This window comes from Streptomyces sp. HUAS YS2, assembly GCF_033343995.1.
In the GTDB taxonomy this organism is placed as follows: domain Bacteria; phylum Actinomycetota; class Actinomycetes; order Streptomycetales; family Streptomycetaceae; genus Streptomyces; species Streptomyces solicathayae.
Genome location: NZ_CP137573.1, coordinates 901,818 through 920,385 on the forward strand (window position 1 = coordinate 901,818; position 18,568 = coordinate 920,385).

Genomic DNA, 18,568 nt, shown 5'->3' on the forward strand with positions numbered 1-18,568 from the left:
GGAAGACACCCCTGGCCCCTCAGGCGCCGGTGAATCCGGGCGGGCGCCGGGCCGCCTTCGCCGCGTAGCCCTCCCTCGCGTCGTCCGAGGTGAGGGTGAGCGCCGCGGCGAGGGCGGCGCGGTCGAGGGCGGCGGCCATGCCGTGGTCGGCGAAGGCGTCGATGTTCCGCTTGATCGCACGGACGGCGAGCGGCGCGTTCGCGGCGATGGCCGCGGCGGTGTCCCGGGCGGCCGTGTCGAGGCCGTCGGGCGGCGTGACGAGCTGGACGAGGCCGAGCCGTTCGGCGGTGGCGGCGTCGACGCGACGGCCGGTGAGGGCCAGGTACTTGGCCCAGCCGGCCCCCGCGTCGCGGGCGATCCGCAGGTCTCCGCCGGCGTCGACGGCCACGCCGATCCCGGCCTCGGGCAGCGCGAACCTCGCGTCGTCGGCGGCGATCCTGACGTCCGCCATCAGCGCCAGTTCGAACCCGAAGCCGAGGCAGTAGCCCTGCACGGCCGCCACGATCGGCTGCGGCAGCCGGGCGAAGGCGGCGAAGCGCTCGTGGACCCAGCGGATGCCCTCGTCGTAGCGGTGCGTCCGCTCGGCGGCCGAATCACCGGTGATCGCCCCGCCGGGCGCGGTGACGTCGATCCCGGCGCAGAACGCCCGCCCCTCAGCCCGGAGCAGGACGACCCGCACGGACGGGTCGAACCGGATCCGGTCGGCGAACACACCGAGCTGCCGACTCGCCTCCCAGCTCCACCCGTTGAGCTTCTCGGGCCGGCACAGCGTGAGCACCCCGACGCCGCCCTCGGTCACTTCGAACCGGAGCCGCTCCTCCCCCGCCGGGATCTCCCGGTCCAGCGTGTCGATCACCGCGCCCCACCCCCCTCCTGATGGAGCGTCAGGTTAGGGGTGCGGGGCGCGCACGGCAACGGGATCAGCGGGCGAAGAGCTCGAACGACACGGCCGGGACGCCGTCGAAGCGGGCGGCCGTGCGCTCCGCGATGCCGGTGAGGAACTCGCGGACGTACTCCTCCGGCGCCTGGTCGGTCAGCGCCTCTATGTAGGCGCGGTGGCACAGCAGGGATTCGACCGCGCGCTCCATGCCGGGAGCGGCGGACGTGGCGTGCGTGGGGGTGGTGGAACCCGCGACGGCCACCCAGCGGACGCCGTTCCACGGCTCCAGGCCCTGCTCCGTCAACTCCGGGAAGATCCAGCGGTTGCCCGCGTCGGCCGCCGCGTCCAGCGTGGCGCGGCCGACGGCCACGTGGTCGGGGGTGTTCCAGGGGCCGCCGGGCCCTGGGGTCCAGGTGTCGCGGTGGTTGAGCGTGATCACGAGTTCCGGGCGGTGCCGGCGGATCGCCGCCGCGATGTCCCGGCGCAGGCCGAGCCCGTACTCGATCACGCCGTCCCGGTGGTCGAGGAACTCCACCGTGTCCACGCCCACGACCGCCGCGCTCGCGCGCTGCTCCTGCTCGCGGACCGCGGCGCATTCGGCCGGGTCGAGGGTGTCGATGCCCGCCTCGCCCCGGGTGGCGAGCAGGTAGACGACCTCCCGGCCGCCGTCCGTCCAGTCCGCGATCGCCGCGGCGCAGCCGTACTCCAGGTCGTCGGGGTGGGCGACGACGGCGAGCGCGCGTCGCCAGTCGCCGGGCATCGGGTCGAGCGCGGGCGGGGTCGCTTCGGTCTTGTCGATCATGGCCGCACCCTACCCGCGCCGAGCGGTCAGGCGGCGCCGGTCAGGATGACCGAGCGGGCCAGGTTGCGGGGGCGGTCCGGGTTGAGCCCGCGGCGGCCCGCGAGGGCGACGGCCAGCCGCTGGACGCGGACGAGGGCGGCGACCGGGTCGAGCGCGTCGGCGGCGAACAGGGCGCTGGTGGACTCGACTTCGTCGGCGAGGCCGGACGGGACGGGGCCGAAGCACCAGACCAGGCTGGTCCGGTCGCTGATGCTGATCGGGCCGTGGCGGTACTCCATCGCCGCGTACGACTCGGTCCACGCGCGGGCCGCCTCGCGGAGCTTGAGCGCCGCCTCGTCGGCGAGGCCGACCGTCCAGCCGGTGCCGAGGAAGGTGAACTGGCCGCGCAGCTCCCAGGATCGGGGCAGCGGCTCGTACAGGGCGAGTTCGGCGTCCGTGATCGACGGGGCGAGGTCCACGCCGAGTCCGGCCCGCAGGAGTTGCAGGGCCGTGGTGGCGAACCGGGTCTGGACGACGGACCGTTCGTCGGCGAAGCCGAGGTCGAGCACCACGTCCCCGCGGCGCCCGGCCGGGCTGTCGGGCACCCCGGTGAGGACGAGGGTGGGGACGCGGCCCTGGGCGAGGGCGAGGAGGTCGGCCACCTCGGTCGTCGTGCCGGAGCGGGTCAGGGCCACGATCCGGTCGTAGCCGCGGCCGATCGGCGTCGGGTCGGAGGCGGGGAAGGCGTCGGTCTCGCCTGCGCCCAGGGACTCACGCAGCGCCGCGTAGGCGCGGGCCATGAAGTACGAGGTGCCGCAGCCGACGACGGCCACCCGCTCGCCCCGGCGGGGCAGCAGGTCGGCCTGCGCGACGGCGATGTCGGCGGCGCGACGCCAGCAGTCGGGCTGGCCGGCGATCTCGGCGGTGACGTGCGCGGTCATGTCCGGGTCCTCTCGTCTGGGCGGTCCGGACGGATTTCTATCCCGGCTCGGGGGAGCGCACCATGAGCAATCAGTGAGCAGGACTTGGACTTTTGTGCGGGCCCGCCGCTCCGCAGGACGCCCGGACGACCAACCGGGGCCGCAGCCGCACCTGGTGGAGCGGGCTGGCGTCGCCGTCGGCGAGGCGGCGCAGCAGGATCTGCGCGGCCAGCCGGCCCACCTGGAACTTGGGCGGAGAGACGGCGGTCAGCGGGGTCTCGGCGACGTCCGCGAACTCGTTGTCGTAGCTGACCAGCGCCAGGTCCCGGGGCACGTCGAGTCCGGCGCGGCGGGCCGCCGCGAGCACCAGCGTGGCCTCGCGGTCGCCGAAGCAGAGCGCGGCGGTGGCCCCCGCGGCGCGCACGGCTGCCACCGCCGCGTCGGCGCGGGCCGCGTCCCAGTCCGCCATCGGCCCCTGGACGCGGACCGGTTCGCGCAGCCCGAGGTCGGCGACGGCCCGCGCGAACCCGGACTCCAGGGGCGCGCTGGTGGGCGCGTCGGAGCGGACGACGAGCGCGAGCCTTTCGTGGCCGAGCCCGCGCAGGTGCCGGACGGCGTCGTAGGCGCCGCCCTCGTGGTCGGTGCAGACGTGCTCGGTCGGGTCGCCGGGCCCGTACGCGGCGAGCCGGCGCTCGACGAGCACCGCGGGCACCGGCAGCGCGAGGAGTTCCTCGGCGCGCCGGCCCGGGTCGGTCGCGGTGTGCAGGGTGGGGGCGAGGAGCAGTCCGTGCACCCCGGAGGAGAGCAGCCGGGCGACGGCGGCGTCCTCCTCGGCGGGGTCGTAGGACGAGCAGGCGAGGACGAGCCGGGCGCCGGCGCCGGCGAGTTCCTTCTCGATGCCCTGGAGCACGCGCGGGTAGTAGAACGCGGTGTCGGGGACGACGACCCCGACGATCCGGCGGCGCGCGGCCTCCTCGTCGTACCGCTGGGCGGCGAACGTGCCCGCGCCCTGGCGGCGTTCGACGAGTCCGAGCGCGACGAGGTCCTCGTACGCGCGGCGCACCGTGGTGACCGACAGGCCGGTCTCCACGGCCAGCGCGCGTTCGGTGGGGAGCTTGCTGCCGGGGGGCCAGGTCCCGTCGAGGATGCCGCGCCGCAGTTCGGCCATGAGGGTCCGGAACTTCAGTTCGCGCCCGCTCGTGGGTACGTCGTCCCGCGCCACCCGGACCCCTGACCTCGCGCCGTTTGCTGTCGGATTGCGCGGCGAATACTATCCCCGGCCCCACGGTCGCGGTCTAGACCTCGTCAGGCACGAGGACCTGGCTGCCGCAGCTCCCGGACGAGTGCGCCGGCGGTCGCGGCGACGGCCGCGTCGTCCGGCGCGGCGGTCGCCGCGGTGCGCCGGGTGAGGACGACCAGGATCACCGGAGCGCCGGACGGCGGGACGGCGATGGCGATGTCGTGCGCGCCGCCGTACGAGGAGGTCGTGCCGGTCTTGTCACCGACGGTCCAGCCGTCCGGCAGCCCGGCCCTGATCCGCTTGTCGCCCGTCTCGGTGGCCCGCAGCCACGCGTTCAGCCGGTCGCGGTCGGCGGGGACGAGCGCCCCACCGTCGTCCGGTCCTGCCACGAGCGGGACGAAGGAGCGCCGGAGCGCCGCGGGCGTCGTCGTGTCCCGCCGCTCCCCCGGCCGCCAGTCGTTGAGTTCGGGTTCCCAGCGGTCGAGGCGGGTGACCGGGTCGCCGAGCGAGCGGAAGAAGCGGGTCAGGCCGGCCGGGCCGCCGAGCTCCTTCAGGACCAGGTTGCCGGCGGTGTTGTCGCTGCGGGTCACGGTGGCGTGGCACAGCTCCGCCATGGTCATACCGGCGGCGCCGCGCCCCTCGGTGACGGGTGAGTTCGGCACCTCGTCGGCGGCCGTCCAGTGGACGGTCCGCTCCATGAGGCCGGGGTCGGTCCGGCGGGCCTTCTGGAGGACGGCGGCGCAGGCGAAGGCCTTGAAGACGGACAGGATGGGGAAGGACTCGTCGGCGCGGTGCGCGACGGTCCGTCCGGTCCCGGTGTCGTACGCCACCGCGCCGATGCGGACGGCGCGTTCGCGCTCCAGCTTCCGCAGCGTGGCGGTGAGCGCCGGGGTCGCGTCCGCCGCAACGGGCGCGGCGGACGTGACGGCGGGCCGGTCCGAGGCCGGGTCGGGGGCGGGGGCGGGAGCCGCGCAGGCCGCGGTGCCGCCGAGCAGGAGGGCCAGGAGGAGCGCGCCCATGCGCGGCCCCGCCTCGGTTCGTAAGTGGGTGAGGTTCATACCGCCCACCTCAACATCCACGACCGTGCCCTGTCCAAGAGACACGGCCCGGGAGATCACCCCGTGGGATCATGGGAGGGAGGAACGCCACGGGGCAATCGAGGGGGTCGACCGACCATGACGGAACCGTTCACGTTGCGCATCGTCGTCCGGGGTTACGAGCTCGACACCCAGGGACATCTCAATCAGGCCGTCTACCTGCAGTACTGCGAGCATCTGCGGTGGGAGAGCATGCGTGCGGCCGGTATCTCGCAGGCCGCGCTGATCGACACCGGCGTCGGCCCGGCGGCGCTGGAGCAGACGATGCGCTTCCACCGGGAACTGCGTGGCGGTGACGAGGTCGACGTGACCTGCTCCTGGGTCTGGGGCGAGGGGAAGACGTTCCGGATGGAGCAGGAGATCCGCCGGGCCGACGGCGTCCTGGCCTGCGAGGTCTCCTGCGTCGCCGGGCTCCTCGACCTCGAGAAGCGGAAGCTGCTTCCGAATCCGGCCGAATATTTCGCCAAGTTGGCCGAGCACCCGGAGATCATGGGGCTCTGACTCCCGGCCATCGGGCTCCGGCTCACTTCGTGCCGTCCGGCGGGACGACGTGCTCGCCGGGGGTCGCCAGCTCTTCGACCGCGTCCGCCCCGACGACGGCGCCGGTGCTCTTCCGGCCGCGCCTGAGCCGCCGTTCCAGCCAGCTCGCGAAGGTCGTGAGGGCGAAGTTGAGCACGATGAAGATCACGGCGACGACGGTGAAGCTCGCGATGGTGTTGGCCCCGTAGTTGGCGCTCATCGGACGGACCGAGGCGAGCAGCTCGGAGAAGCCGAGCATCGCGCCGCCCAGGGCGGTGTCCTTGACGATGACGACGAGCTGGCTGACCAGCGCGGGCAGCATCGCGGTGACCGCCTGCGGCAGCAGGACGAACGTCATGATCTGGCCCTTGCGCATGCCGATCGCCTTGGCGGCGTCCGTCTGCCCCTGGGGCAGCGCGAGGATGCCGGCCCGGACGACCTCGGCGAGCACGGAGGCGTTGTAGAGGACGAGGCCGATGACGACGGCGTACAGCGGGCGGCTCTCCGGGCTGATGTCGGTGAACTCGGAGAGCGCGGCGTTCGCGAAGAGCATCAGGATCAGCACGGGGATGGCGCGGAAGAACTCCACGACGGCGCCCGCCGTGCCGCGCACCCACCGGTGGTCGGAGAGCCGCGCGATGCCGAGGACGGCGCCGAGCGGCAGCGCGATCACCATCGAGAGGGCCGCGGCGATCAGGGTGTTCTTCAGGGCGGGCAGCAGATAGGTGCTCCACACCCGGGAGTCGGTGAAGAACGGCTCCCACTTGGGCCATTCGAGCTGCCCCTTGTCGGCGAGGCTCGCGACCACCCACCAGACCACCGCGGCGAGCGCGATCAGGAACAGGCCGGTGTAGAGGAGGTTGCGCCGCCGGGCCCGCGGGCCGGGGACGTCGTACAGGACGGTGGCGTCGCGCTTCATCGCTTCACCGCCACCTTCTTGGCGACCCAGCCGAGGAACAGGCCGGTCGGCAGGGTGAGGCAGATGAAGCCGACCGCGAAGATCGCCGAGATGAGGATGAGCTGGGCCTCGTTCTCGATCATCTCCCGCATCAGCAGGGCCGCTTCGGCGACGCCGATGGCCGCGGCGACGGTGGTGTTCTTGGTGAGCGCGATGAGCACGTTGGCCAGCGGGCCGACGACCGAGCGGAAGGCCTGGGGCAGCACGATGAGCCGCAGCACCTGTGGGAAGCTCAGCCCGATGGCGCGGGCGGCCTCGACCTGGCCGATGGGGACGGTGTTGATGCCGGAGCGCACGGCCTCGCAGACGAACGCCGAGGTGTAGGCGATCAGTCCGAGCACGGCGAGCCGGAAATTGATGGTGGTGAAGTCGTCCGCGCCCAGGCTCACGTTGAGGGTCTGGAAGAGGCCGAGCGAGGTGAAGACGATGATGACGGTGAGGGGGATGTTGCGGACGATGTTCACGTAGGCGGTGCCGAAGCCCCGCATCAGGGGGACGGGGCTGACCCGCATGGCGGCCAGCAGCGTCCCCCAGATCAGGGAGCCGATCGCGGAGTAGACGGTGAGCTGCACCGTCACCCAGAAGGCTCCCAGCAGGTCGTAACCTTCGAGGAAATCGAACACGGCGGCCTGCTCACTTGACGATGACGCCGATCTCCGGTGCGGGCTCGTTCTGGTAGTTCGCCGGACCGAAGTTCTTCTTCACGTAGGTGTCCCAGGACCCGTCCTCGACCATCTTCTCGAGCGCGGTGTTGATCTCGGCCTTGAGCTCGCTGCCCTTCTGGACTCCGATGCCGTAGTTCTCGTTGCTCATCTTGAAGCCGCCGAGCTTGAACTTGCCCTTGAACTCGTCCTGCGCCGCGTAGCCGGCCAGGATCGAGTCGTCGGTGGTCAGCGCGTCGACGGCCTTGTTCTCGAGACCGGTCAGGCACTCCGAGTACCCGCCGTACTCCTGCAGCTGGGCGTCGGGCGCGAGCTTGGTCTTGACGTTCTGCGCGGACGTGGAGCCGGTGACCGAGCAGAGCTTCTTGTTGTTGAGGTCGGCGGGCTTGGTGATGCTGTCGTCGTCCGCCCGGACCAGCACGTCCTGGTGCGCCAGGAGGTACGGTCCGGCGAAGTCGACCTTCTTCGCCCGCTCGTCGTTGATCGAGTACGAGGCCGCGATGAAGTCGACGTCGCCGCGCTGCAGCAGCGTCTCGCGGTCGGCGCTCTTGGCCTCCTTCCAGACGATGTCGCTCGGATCGTGGCCGAGTTCCTTGGCGATGTACGTCGCCACGTCGACATCGAAGCCGGTGTACGTGCCGTCCGGCGTCTTCAGGCCGATGCCGGGCTGGTCGAACTTGATCCCGACGGTGATCTTGTCGTCGTCACCGCCGCCGCCGCCCCCGCCGTTGTCGCTGCAGGCGCCGGCGGCCAGGGCGAGCGCGGCCGCGGCGGCCGCGGCCAGGGTGGCCTTGCGGCCCTTGGATCGGTTCATGATGTTCACCCCTGGGGGTCGTGCGCCTCTGGTGCGGCGTCAGTGATGCAGGATCTTCGACAGGAAGTCCTTGGCCCGCTCGCTGCGCGGGTTGCTGAAGAACTCGTCCGGGGTGGTCTCCTCGACGATCCGCCCGTCGGCCATGAAGACGACCCGGTTGGCGGCGGAGCGGGCGAAGCCCATCTCATGGGTGACGACCACCATGGTCATGCCGTCCCGGGCGAGCTGCTGCATGACCTCCAGGACCTCGTTGATCATCTCGGGGTCGAGGGCGGAGGTCGGCTCGTCGAAGAGCATCACCTTGGGGTCCATGGCGAGCGCGCGGGCGATCGCGACGCGCTGCTGCTGGCCGCCGGAGAGCTGAGCCGGGTACTTGTCCGCCTGCGAGGCGACGCCGACCCGGTCGAGCAGTTGCCGGCCGCGTGTCTCGGCGGCCTTCTTGTCCTTCTTGCGCACCCGGATCTGGCCGAGCGTGACGTTCTCCAGGACGGTCTTGTGGGCGAACAGGTTGAAGGACTGGAAGACCATGCCGACGTCGGCGCGCAGTCCGGCCAGCTCGCGGCCCTCGGCGGGCAGCGGGCGACCGTCGACGAAGATCTCGCCCGAGTCGATGGTCTCCAGCCGGTTGATGGCGCGGCAGAGCGTGGACTTCCCCGATCCCGACGGGCCGATGACGACGACGACCTCGCCGCGGTCGATGGTCAGGTCGATGCTCTGGAGCACGTGGAGCGCGCCGAAGTGCTTGTCGACGTTCTTCAGCACGACCAAGGCGTTGCCGGTGTCGACATCGGCGCGCGTCTTCTCCGGGTGGGGCATGGCACCCTCCTGGGGTCACCGTCGTCCCGCTTGCCGTCCCTTCTCACGTTCATGCTCCGCCCTCCGCGATCCGGCCGCACGCCGGGCCTCCGGGGGCGCCGGGCCCGGCGCCCCCGGAGGCCTCACCAGGCCCAGGCGGTCCGGTGCCCCCGGGCCTCGTCCCGTACCTCCGGCTGGGGGTGGGCGCGCAGCTCGCGCAGCAGGGTGCGCCACGGTTCGGCCCAGTCGGTGCGCTCGCCGCCGGCGGCGGTGAGCACGACGGCCAGGACGCCCTCGGCATGGCCGCCCGTCGCGGCGAGTCGCCGGGCGACAGCGAGCAGTGACGCCTCGTGCCCCTCCCGCTGCCGGCCCCCCAGACGCCGCGCCAGCTCCCTCACGGAGCGGGCGAGGCCCATGGGCCGAGCGTCGTGTAGCCGGGCCAGGCGCGTCAGGGCGGCGTGCAGCACGTCGGGTTCGGCGCCGAGATCGAGTGCCTCGGCCCACAGCTGGGCGGCCGTCGCCGCGGTGGCGTCGTGACCGGCGAGCCGGTCGGCGGCCTCGGCCTGCACGGCGCGGATCGGAGCGAGCGGCTCGCCCTGCCGGTAGAGCGTGCGCACCAGGGTGTCGAGGCGCTGCAGCGCGGGCCGGTCCCGCTCCGTCCCGGCGTCCAGCGGGCCGCCGGCGGCAGCGGCGTCGGCCGCCAGCAGGGCGTCCAGGGTCTCGAGGTACGCGTTCCTCGCGGCCGGGATCGCACAGGCGGCGCGGGCGAGTCCCTGCGTCGCGGCGTACCAGCCGGCCTCCGTCCCGAGGTCGACGACGGCGGCCTGCAGAATCCCGGTGGCGTGCGGCGACCACGGCAGCCAGGCGGCGAGCGCCTCGTAGGCGTCGCCCACCAGCTCGTCGTCGTCGCTGTCGCACACCTCCTCCATGAGGCGGGCGTACGCGGGCCGGAACGGCTCGGCCAGATGCGCCGGGACGACCCGGAGCACGGCGCGCCGCTGCGTGGTGTGTCCCGAGGCGGCCTCGGTCAGCAGGCGCCGGGTGCGCGACTGCTCGAAGAGCCGGGCGGCGGCTGCCACGCAGACGGCCCGCACATCGCGATGCTGGTCCGGCCGCTCGTACGCCTCGGCGACCAGGGCGGCCGCCTCGGGCCGGGGCAGCCGGGCGGCGACCAGCCGGACGCCCTCCTTGCGGCTGGTGACCTTCGTCCCGGCCGGGGCGAGCAGCGGGGGCAGCAGGGCGGACAGCCGGGACGGCGGTACGTGGCGGGTGGCGCGGTCCGCCGCGTACACGGCGACGCGGGCCCGGTCGTCACCCGCGTGACGGAGCAGCTCCGGCAGGGCGTCGCCGGGGCGGACGGTATGGGAGAGGGCGGCGAGCGCGGCCTCGGCGACCACCACGGACGGGTCGCCGACACCGGCGAGGACGGCATCCGCGCCCTCGGGCAGCCCGGCGAGCGGGCGCAGGCCGTCCGCCCGGTCGTACTCGGACAGCGACCGGTCCGCGACCACGCTCTGCCACCGGCGGACCACCGCCCGCTGCTGGCGGCCGGTCCAGCGACGGGCCTCCGGCGTCACGGGGACGGTCCAGCGGCCGGCGGCGAGGAAGCGGCCGTGCGGCGGTTCGTCGCCGAGCAGAGGCTCCAGCAGGTCGGTGCGGCGGCCGGTGAGCACGTGGAGCACTTCCGGCAGCACGGCGGCCGAGGGCTCGTGGGCGAGCAGCCGCTCGACGCGGGCGTCCCGCTCGGGGGCCGGTGCGAGCCAGAGCCCGACGGCGGTGCGCGCGGTGGCGTCACCGCCCTCCTGAACGGCGCGCCACAGCAGGTCCTGGATTTCCGGGAGTGCGGCGGCGCGGGGGCCGAGTGCGCGGGCCAGCGCGATGACGAGCCCGAAATCGGCTTTGGCGACGGCCGGTTCGACCAGCGGCCGCAGCGCGGCGAGCAGAAGGGCCTCCTGCCCGGGGCGCAGCGCGTGGTCGAGCCGGCCGAGCCCGGCCGCTCCCGCGATCCGGCAGAGCCGTACCAGGACGTCGAGCGCCACGTCCCGCAGGGCGGGCTCGTCCGGGTGCTCGCGCAGCACCGCCTCGGCCAGGGCGTGGAGCGCGCGGCGGCTCTCGGCGGAGAGGTCCGGGGCCTGGGTGGCGTCCGCGGCGACGCGGGCGAGGTGCGCGGCGGCGGAGGCGGTGAGCAGGCGGGGCGGGAGCGCCGCGAGGGCGTTCAGGGCGGCGCATCGGACGGGGTCCGGTTCGTTGCGCAGCCGGGCCAGGTCGGCGAGGACGGTGGTGACGGCGTCCGGGTCGCCGGAGCGGGCCGCGTTGCGGATCAGCCGGGGCCAGGCCGCCTCGCGTTCCTCCAGGACCGGCTCGCGGGTGGCCGCGAGCAGTGGCTCGCGGGCCTCGGCGACGGGCAGGCAGGCGACCGCCTCCAGGAGCCGCTCCCGCCTCCCGGGGCGGCCCTGGCAGTACGCGACGACGCGGCGCGCCTCGCGGGCCGCGGCCTCCCGGGGCAGGACCCGCAGGACCTCGGGCCCCGCGAGGTGTCTGGTTCCGCTGCGGCCCTCGAGTACGGCCTCGTGGAACGCCGCACGCCGGCCCGGCGGGTGGGCGGCGATCAGCCGGGCGAGTTCGTAGGGCCGGTCCGTCAGGGCGCGGCCGAGCGCGAAGACCTGGTCCCGCGGCGCGGTCCGCGCGATGCGGCGGGCGGCCTCGGGGCGGTGCAGGACGGTACTGGTCATTCCGCCGGTGTCGCTCAGGAGCAGCCGCAGCACGCCTGCCGGGTCGCCGAGTGCCAGCGTGCGCAGGACGTCGTCGAACCTCCAGGGCCGGACGCCGGGCCGGTACGTGGCCAGGAGCCCGACGACCCGGGCGGGCGCCGCCCCGGCAAGGACGGCGAGCGCGGCCAGGTACCGCTGCCACCAGTCGTCGCGCAGCCCCTCCGGCAGGGCGGCCAACTCCCGCTCGGCGGCGTCGGCGACGGCCTCCGGGTGCCGTTTGACGAGCCGGGTCCAGCCGCGCACGGCATGGAACAGCTCCGGCAGCAGCCGTCGTACGGTCTCCGGGCCGCAGCCGGGCAGGAGCCGGGCCGCCTCCTCGTCGCCCCAGTCCGCCCGGACCCCGTCGACCAGCCGGTCGGCGAGCGCCGAACGCCCGCCGGCGACGATCGCGGCGAACAGCTCGCGGCGGACGATCTCCGGCGCGTCGTCGAGCGCGGCGGCGAACGCCTCGTCCGGCACCACCGACGGCGTCGCGACGCGCAGCACGTGGCCGCGCACGAACGCGTCGGGGTCGACGAGCCGTTCGCCCAGCCGGCCGCCGTCCCCGGTGACCGCGGCGACGACCACGGCGAGGCCGCGCTCGTACGGTCCGCGCGCGTCGAGTTCGGCGAACAGCGCCCGTGCCCCGGCCGGGTCCAGGACCGCGGCCCGGTCGGCGAGTTCCCGCATCCGGCGGGGGTACGGGAGGGGTTCGAGTACGGAGAGGAGACGATCCGCCTGGACGCGGGAGCCATCGGTCATGCCGGGATTGTGCCTGGTCGCGGGCGGGTTCTCGTACTGCTTTTCGGAGCTGGCATGATCGGGACGGCACCCGCGGGACATCGGAACCGCGCGACCACGGGAGGGGCGGGCGTCATGAGGCACGACCAGGACACGGACAGGGCGTTGGACGTCCTGCTCTCCTTCGCCGAGGCGGACGACGCGGCGCGGGTGCGCGAGCGGATCCGACTCGAGGACCGTCCGGCCGCCGTGCCGGACCGCTGGACCGCCATCCCGCGGATCGCCGCGTCCTCGGTGCCGGTCTCCGCCCGCCAGTGGATGCTGGAGGCCGACGATCCCGAGATCAACGAACTCGTCGTCCTCAGCAGCGGCCTGCCCGGCGCCCTGGAGCTCTCCGTCCTCAAGGGCGAGCCGTTCGGCCCCGACGGAGGACGCACCCTGCCGCTGAACGGCGCCCTGCGCGGCCGGCCGATGCCGGAGGGGGTCCGGCGATTCGGTCCCGGCGAGGCGGTGCCCGCGCTGCGCGCCGTGCGCACCATGCGACAGGGACGTGCCGCCGCCAACCAGTTGGGCCGCGCGGACTGGACGGCCGTGATCGAGGCTGACGTCGAACAGCCGCTGCCCGGCTTCGCCCGCTGGGCACTGGCCCTGCGGCCCGACTGCCCGAACGTGCTGCGGCAGCGGTTCTCGGACCACCCGTCGTACGCGCACCGGATGCGGACCGGCGGCATCATCGACGGTCCTGCGGAGTACGTACGGGAGTGGCGGTCGGCCCGCACGGTCCTGACCGTCCTGGACACCGGGCGCTGGGCGTTCCCCGCCCGCATGCCGGAGGCGGAGGCCGTGCTGCGGCCGCTGGTACGGGACTCGCTCGGCGGCAACCTCGAAGCCTGGGCGGTCCTCGCCCAGTTGCTGCCCACGTTCACCGGCACGGCGCCGGAGCTGATCGTCACGTCGGGCGCGATCGCCTGAGCGCACGGGGCGTAGGGCGCGTACGGGTTGTACGCGTTGTACGGGCGTAGGGGGCGGGGCGGCTGGAGTCGAACCAGCGTGTTCCGGTTCTGGAGACCGGTGCGTCTGCCTCTGCGCTACGGCCCCGCCTTGCCGCAGATCCTAGGCGAACCGTTCCGCCGGAAACACCTTCGCCGGTTGTCGGTGGGCCCTGATACCAATGAACACGCACGAAGGGGGTGGACGGGGGCATGGCGTACGGGGAGCGCGGCGGACGGCCGCGTCATGTCGTCGACCTGACGGACCGGCGCTCACTGGAGCGCTGGCGGCCGGCCGACGAGGCGGTGGTGGCCGAGGCGCGGCGGCTGAAGGAGGCCGCGCTGCTCGACTTCGGGCTGTCCGGCTCTGCGGTGGCCTCGTGGCTGTACGCGAAGTGCCATCACCAGATACCGACGTCGGCGATCGACACCGCCGCCGTGGTGGCGAGCGGCGACGGTACCTGCCTGCTGCTCTACAACCCGGAGTTCTTCGTCGATCTCGGCCTGGACGGGGTGAAGTTCGTCCTGTTCCACGAGGCGCGGCACCTGGTCCACCGGCATCTGTTCGTCGAGCCGGAGCTGCGGGACGACCCGGTGTTCACGCTGGCCGCCGAGGTGTCGATCAACCATGTGGCGCTGGTCCGACTCGGGCGCGAGGAGCTGCCGCTGCGCGACGGCCGGCCGGCCGGCATCGACCCGCACGCGATCCACCGCATGTACCAGGAGGACCTGCGGGCGCACGGCCTGGAGCCGGTGGAGTACCCGCAGTTCATCGCCACGGACATGACGGTGTACGGCGAGCTGAAGCGGATGGCCCATCCGCCGGTGCCGCCCCCGGTGTGCGTGCACCTGACGCACGCCGGGATCCCGGCGGACCAGGAGACCGTCGACGCCACGGTGTCCTCCGTGCTGCTCAACTCGCTGCTCGCGGCCCGCCGCGGGCACGCGGTGGCCGAGCAGGAGCTCGGTGACCTCTTCGACCGCACGGACGGAGCGACCGAGCGGGTGTCCCGGATGTGGGGCCGGCTCGGCGCGGGGCTGCTGCGCGGGCAGACCGTGCGGACGGGGCGGGTGGACTGGTGGCAGCGCTGGCTGGTGGACGTGATGGCGTCCAAGCTGCGGGACGGCGAGCGGCTGGTGTACCCGAAGAAGCGGGGCGCGCTGCTCGCGGCGCTCGGCCAGGATCCGATGCTGTCCCGGCGCGGCCCGGTCCGGGAGAAGGTCCTGGTCATCGCGTACGACACGTCCGGCTCGATGCCGGGGTACGTGATCGACTGGCTGACCGAACTGGTCGGCGGGATCGACGGGGTGGAGGCGCACTGGCTGTCCTTCGACGCCGTGGTGATGCCGTTCGCGCCCGGCGAGCGGGTCTATGGGGGCGGCGGGACGAGCTTCCAGGCGGTCGCGGACTACGTGGAGGGCCGTACGACGATCGACGGGCGACCGTTCGAGGCGACACCGGACGCCGTGGTGATGCTCACCGACGGCTATGCCCCGCACATCACCCCGGCCGAGCCCGACAAGTGGATCTGGCTGATCACCGAGGGCGGCAGCGACTGGCCCGACGCCCACACTCCCCCGATGGCCTGCCATCGCGTCACGACAGGATCGAGATGACGACCTCGCCCACCGTCCCCTCACCCCCCGCCCGCGCGGTTGCGTGGCGGGCCAACGCCACCTATCCGAAGCCGCCGGAGGGCTGGACAGGTGTGTCGCGGCTGGAGTCGTTCATCGACGCGATGATCGACATGGGGCAGACCGGCCAGGTCTTCGGCGAGCACGGCGTCGGCAAGACCGCGACGTTCTTCTCCCATGTGGCCGAGGCGTACCCGGACGCCGAGCTGGTCTTCGTCCCGGCCGCCAACCTCACCCCGGACGACCTCCTCGCGAACGCGCCGGTGCGGGACGCGGCGACCGGCGAACTGGTGCTGCGCCAGCTGGTGATGAGCCAGCTCAAGCCGGGCCGGCCGTTCGTGCTGCTGATCGACGACTCGCTGCAGGCCGGGGAGTCGATCCAGTCCCAGCTGATGCAGATCGCCTGCAACTGGACGCTCGGCGGCTACGACCTGCGGGCGCTGGGCTGCATCGGGGTGTTCCTCACCGACAACGAGTCGCTGGCGGAGACGGCGGCCCGGCGCAGCGACCTGGCCATCCTCGACCGGATGGTCACGGTCCGGATCACCGCGAACGACACGGCGTGGCGGTTCAAGCTGGCCGCGAAGTACCGGAGCTGGGACCTCGGCGGGGTGTACGCGGTGTGGGCGTCGCTGAGCCCCGCGCTGCGCGAGCTGCTCTCCCCGCGCACCCTCGACCACATCCTCGCCAACGCGCAGGAGGGCTTCCCGCTGCGCTGGGGCCTTCCGCTGGTCAACGGCGAGCGGCTGCGGCTCGTCGAGCCGCTCGCCGACGGCCGGCCGGGGCAGAACCGGACGCAGGAGATCCTGGACCGGATCGCCGCGGCCCTGGGCGTCCCGAACCCGGCGACCGTCCCCGACCCGGTCCGCCGGGTGGTGCGGGCGGCACTGCGCAACCGGTGGACGGTGCTGCTGCAGGGCCCGCCCGGCTGCGGAAAGACGGAGCTGGTCCGGCAGACCGTGCGGGAGGGCCTGGACGGGCGGGAGCCGCTGTACTTCTCGCTGCCGGTGACCAACGTGGAGGACCTCTGCGCGCCGGTCCCGACGCAGGACGGATCGCTGGACAACCTGCTCGCGGCCGCGTTCACCGGGCCGGAGCCGAAGGCCATCGTCTGGGACGAGTACAACCGCCCCAAGGACAAGGCGGCGTTCGCCAAGCTGATGGAGATCACGCAGGAGTGGTCGCTGGCGGGCCGGCGGATCGAGGGGCTCCGGGCGCAGATCGCCGTGCAGAACCCCCCGTACCACCTGGGCCGCAAGCTGCTGGTGGCACGCAACAACATCGCCCAGGCGACCCGCTTCACGGCCTCGCTGACCGTCGAGCCCGGGGACATCCCGGCGAACGAGTGGCTGATCGAGAAGTACGGGCCGGTGGCCGAGACGGTGCTCGACTGGTGGAAGCAGGACATCGACGAGGACGGCCGCGCCTGGATCACGAAGCGGACCATCGAGCGGCTGATCAAGCTCCACCAGCGGGGCCTGCCGCTGGAGATGGGCACGGTCTACCTCGGTGACGGCGAGTACGCGCCGGTGCCGCTGGCCTCGCTGATCGACCGCCTGAACAACCGGCCGGTCACGGGGCTGCGGGAGCTGACCCGGCAGGTCGACGCGTGGGAGGCCCGGCTCCGCCGCGCGGCGGAACGGTCCCCCGAGGGCGGCGACGACAGCGACACGGTGCACCAGGTCATCGCCAACGCGGAGCTGTCGCAGCTGAAGAAGCACCGGAAGGCCGTGGCCCGGCTGGTGGCGTTGCTGCCGCCGAAGCTGCGCTCGACGTACCTGGTGGGCGCCTCGGAGCAGCACCAGCGGTTCTGGATCGAGATCTTCACGACGCTGCCGCGCTGACGCGCGCCGACAGGCGGCGGGGGCGGCGGCGGTTGTCGGACGTGGCCCGGTGCCGTTCCGGCCAAGGCGCGGCGGAACGATTCGTTTCTCCGACGGATGCCGCTACACCGGGGTGTTCACCATCGTCGAAGGGATGTGCGATGAGCTTGAGAAGAAGGGCGGCCGGCGTCGCCGCCACGCTGCTGATGACCGCGGGGCTCACGACGGCCGCCACGGGGACGGCTCAGGCGGCGGAGGGCTGCGGCGGGACGCAGGTGGGCCGCCATGTCGGAGTCAAGGGCGACCTGAGGATCTTCCGGGAGGGCGACAACTACTGCGCGATCGTCTACCACACGGATGCGTACTGGGGCGTCTACCTGCCCACCGCCGTCCAGATCGTCCGGAAGGACGGTGCACTCAGCCCACAGGACGACGGCAACTACCGCTATTACGCAGGTCCCGTCCGCATCGCCACGGGGGGCATGTTCGGCTACGCGAGCGCATGGGTCAACGGAGAACACCTCATCGCGTAGCGGGAACTGCTAAAGCCCCTCGGTCGTCGGTGGGGCCGTGCGGTGGACGCTGCGAACGGCGGCCACGTCGGCAGCGACCGCCGGCATCGGCAGATGGGCGCTGAAGGCGTCGAGCCGGCGGCGGACGCTGGTCGCGATGCCCTTGCCGAGGACGTACCGGGTGGGGCTGACGGCGTTCGGCGCGGCATCGAGGATCTTGTGCGCCTCGCGGCTGCGGAGGCCCGTGTGGGCCAGGACCAGGTGGGTCAGGCGGTGTTCGCGGCAGGCCAGGGTCTCGCCGATCGCGGTCGCGGCGGCAAGATCGAGGCGGTTGTCGGCCGCGCCGAGCGTTCCGGCGGCCCGGACCCGGCCGAAGTCGAGGAGTTCGACGCCGGCGCCCGCCGCGGCTGCGACGAGCCGGGCGGCCGCCTCGGGGCCGATGCCGTTGCTCGCGACCGAGAGCCGCGCCGTCCGGCCGTACGGGGCTCGCTCCAGAGCGGCGGCGAGCAGCAGCGCGCCCTCGTCGCCCAACCGGGCGGCGGACGCGTACAGTTCGCCGACCGCTCCGGCCGCGAGCAGCGCGGCCAGCGGGGCCGCGCCGGTGCGGCCGAGCGGGTTGCCGCCGACGAAGAGCCGTTCGATGCGGCGGCCGGAGGCGGCGGCCGTGAGCAGCGCCTCGGCGAGGACGGCGAGGCCCGCCGGGTCGAGGCCGGTCTGTACGAGGTCGAGGGTGCGCAGCCCGGAGGCGGCGGCGACCAGGTCGGCGGCGGCCCGTCCGCCGTCGGGGCCGAGAGGGTTGCGCTTCAGCCACACGCCGCCGACGACGTGCTCGGAGGCGCGCAGGCTGTCGGCGATCCGGCAGGCGCCGCCTGCGGTGATGCCGTTGCAGCCCAGGTAGAGCGTCTCCACTCCCGCGCCCACGGTCTTCTCGGCGACGTCGGCCGCTCCGTCGTCGCCGAGCCCGTCGGTACCGAGCAGCAGATGCCGCACGCGGGCCGGTCGCGCGGTGTCGCCGAGAGCCTCGGCGACGAGCGCGGCCCCCTCGGGCCCGAGCGCCTGCTTGCACAGGTCGAGCCGCCCGTCGGGCATCGCCGTCCCGGCCGGAAAGTCGAGTCGTCGCTCGGCCACCGCCCCACCACGCAGCCAGTCCAGCAACGGCCCGAGATCGGCCACGGACCGAGGCAGCACAGCGGGGACCCCGGCGTAGCCGGCAGGGGTGGGCCGGCCGGCGTGGTGCGACGCATCAGCGAGGTCAGCGCTCGTCGCAGGTGCCGCGCGGTGCGACGGGCCCGTGCCGGCAGCACCGGCGGGCGGCGCGGTGTGACCCGAGTCGCCGGCGGGGCCGGCGTCCGCCGCGGACACGGCTGGCGACGACGCGCCCGACGCGAAGGCAGCGCTCGTCGCAGGCGCCCCGGCGGAGCCTGCGGACGGGGTCCGCCGGGCGCCTCCGGC

At 73.7% G+C, this 18,568-nt stretch carries 16 protein-coding genes and 1 tRNA gene; 5 read left to right on the forward strand and 12 right to left on the reverse strand.

All coding sequences use genetic code 11. The annotated features are described in order from the left end of the window. Positions 1–19 precede the first annotated feature (19 nt). From R2D22_RS04265 to bla, 5 genes are all read right to left on the reverse strand, one after another. On the reverse strand, positions 20–856 hold the full coding sequence (locus R2D22_RS04265; RefSeq protein WP_318101328.1) for an enoyl-CoA hydratase/isomerase family protein: 837 nt from the start codon (positions 854–856) through the stop codon (positions 20–22). A 64-nt stretch (positions 857–920) separates the two neighbouring features. After that, positions 921–1,682: a PIG-L deacetylase family protein gene (locus tag R2D22_RS04270; RefSeq protein WP_318101329.1), complete on the reverse strand. Its 762-nt coding sequence runs from the start codon at positions 1,680–1,682 to the stop codon at positions 921–923. A gap of 26 nt (positions 1,683–1,708) precedes the next feature. Continuing rightward, a complete protein-coding gene (locus R2D22_RS04275; RefSeq protein WP_318101331.1) occupies positions 1,709–2,602 on the reverse strand; it encodes an SIS domain-containing protein in 894 nt (297 codons plus the stop codon). Between the two features lie 70 nt (positions 2,603–2,672). Continuing rightward, positions 2,673–3,803 carry a GntR family transcriptional regulator gene (locus R2D22_RS04280; protein ID WP_318101332.1) on the reverse strand — a complete coding sequence of 377 codons (1,131 nt, stop codon included), beginning with the start codon at positions 3,801–3,803 and terminating at the stop codon, positions 2,673–2,675. An 83-nt stretch (positions 3,804–3,886) separates the two neighbouring features. Beyond that, positions 3,887–4,879 carry a class A beta-lactamase gene (bla, locus tag R2D22_RS04285; RefSeq protein WP_318101333.1) on the reverse strand — a complete coding sequence of 331 codons (993 nt, stop codon included), beginning with the start codon at positions 4,877–4,879 and terminating at the stop codon, positions 3,887–3,889. 117 nt (positions 4,880–4,996) lie between these two features. Here bla and R2D22_RS04290 point away from each other — a divergent pair, with 117 nt between their 5' ends. Continuing rightward, on the forward strand, positions 4,997–5,419 hold the full coding sequence (locus R2D22_RS04290; protein ID WP_318101334.1) for an acyl-CoA thioesterase: 423 nt from the start codon (positions 4,997–4,999) through the stop codon (positions 5,417–5,419). A gap of 22 nt (positions 5,420–5,441) precedes the next feature. Here R2D22_RS04290 and R2D22_RS04295 read toward each other — a convergent pair whose 3' ends face one another. From R2D22_RS04295 to R2D22_RS04315, 5 genes are all read right to left on the reverse strand, one after another. Next, the gene (locus R2D22_RS04295; protein ID WP_318101335.1) at positions 5,442–6,356 is read right to left on the reverse strand and encodes an amino acid ABC transporter permease; all 915 of its coding nucleotides are present in this window, start codon (positions 6,354–6,356) and stop codon (positions 5,442–5,444) included. Next, the gene (locus R2D22_RS04300) at positions 6,353–7,018 is read right to left on the reverse strand and encodes an amino acid ABC transporter permease (protein WP_318101336.1); all 666 of its coding nucleotides are present in this window, start codon (positions 7,016–7,018) and stop codon (positions 6,353–6,355) included. Before R2D22_RS04300 ends, R2D22_RS04295 begins: the two co-directional genes overlap by 4 nt. Positions 7,019–7,028: 10 nt before the next feature. Then, positions 7,029–7,871, reverse strand: coding sequence for a glutamate ABC transporter substrate-binding protein (locus R2D22_RS04305; protein ID WP_318101337.1), 843 nt, complete (start codon positions 7,869–7,871; stop codon positions 7,029–7,031). A gap of 39 nt (positions 7,872–7,910) precedes the next feature. After that, positions 7,911–8,687 (reverse strand): amino acid ABC transporter ATP-binding protein, encoded by a 777-nt coding sequence (locus R2D22_RS04310; RefSeq protein WP_318101339.1) that lies wholly within the window; start codon positions 8,685–8,687, stop codon positions 7,911–7,913. Positions 8,688–8,809: 122 nt separating this feature from the next. After that, a complete protein-coding gene (locus R2D22_RS04315; protein WP_318101340.1) occupies positions 8,810–12,178 on the reverse strand; it encodes a hypothetical protein in 3,369 nt (1,122 codons plus the stop codon). 114 nt (positions 12,179–12,292) lie between these two features. Here R2D22_RS04315 and R2D22_RS04320 point away from each other — a divergent pair, with 114 nt between their 5' ends. Beyond that, positions 12,293–13,129, forward strand: a complete 837-nt coding sequence (locus tag R2D22_RS04320) for a hypothetical protein (RefSeq protein WP_318101341.1) — start codon at positions 12,293–12,295, stop codon at positions 13,127–13,129. A 52-nt stretch (positions 13,130–13,181) separates the two neighbouring features. Here the strand turns inward: R2D22_RS04320 and R2D22_RS04325 are convergent. After that, positions 13,182–13,257 (reverse strand) — tRNA-Trp (locus R2D22_RS04325). A gap of 102 nt (positions 13,258–13,359) precedes the next feature. On the opposite strand from R2D22_RS04325, the gene R2D22_RS04330 reads away from it, so the two are divergent. The 3 genes from R2D22_RS04330 (at position 13,360) to R2D22_RS04340 (ending at position 17,137) form a co-directional block, all read left to right on the forward strand. Beyond that, entirely contained in the window at positions 13,360–14,763 is a 1,404-nt protein-coding gene (locus R2D22_RS04330) for a vWA domain-containing protein (protein WP_318101342.1), read from the forward strand. Then, complete coding sequence (locus R2D22_RS04335) at positions 14,760–16,625, forward strand: AAA family ATPase (protein ID WP_318101343.1); 1,866 nt, start codon at positions 14,760–14,762, stop codon at positions 16,623–16,625. The genes R2D22_RS04330 and R2D22_RS04335 overlap by 4 nt, the downstream gene beginning before the upstream one ends. Before the next feature lie 140 nt (positions 16,626–16,765). Beyond that, positions 16,766–17,137, forward strand: a complete 372-nt coding sequence (locus R2D22_RS04340; protein ID WP_318101345.1) for a hypothetical protein — start codon at positions 16,766–16,768, stop codon at positions 17,135–17,137. A gap of 9 nt (positions 17,138–17,146) precedes the next feature. Here the strand turns inward: R2D22_RS04340 and R2D22_RS04345 are convergent, their stop codons facing one another. Next, positions 17,147–18,289 carry a leucine-rich repeat domain-containing protein gene (locus tag R2D22_RS04345; protein WP_318101347.1) on the reverse strand — a complete coding sequence of 381 codons (1,143 nt, stop codon included), beginning with the start codon at positions 18,287–18,289 and terminating at the stop codon, positions 17,147–17,149. Positions 18,290–18,568 lie beyond the last annotated feature (279 nt).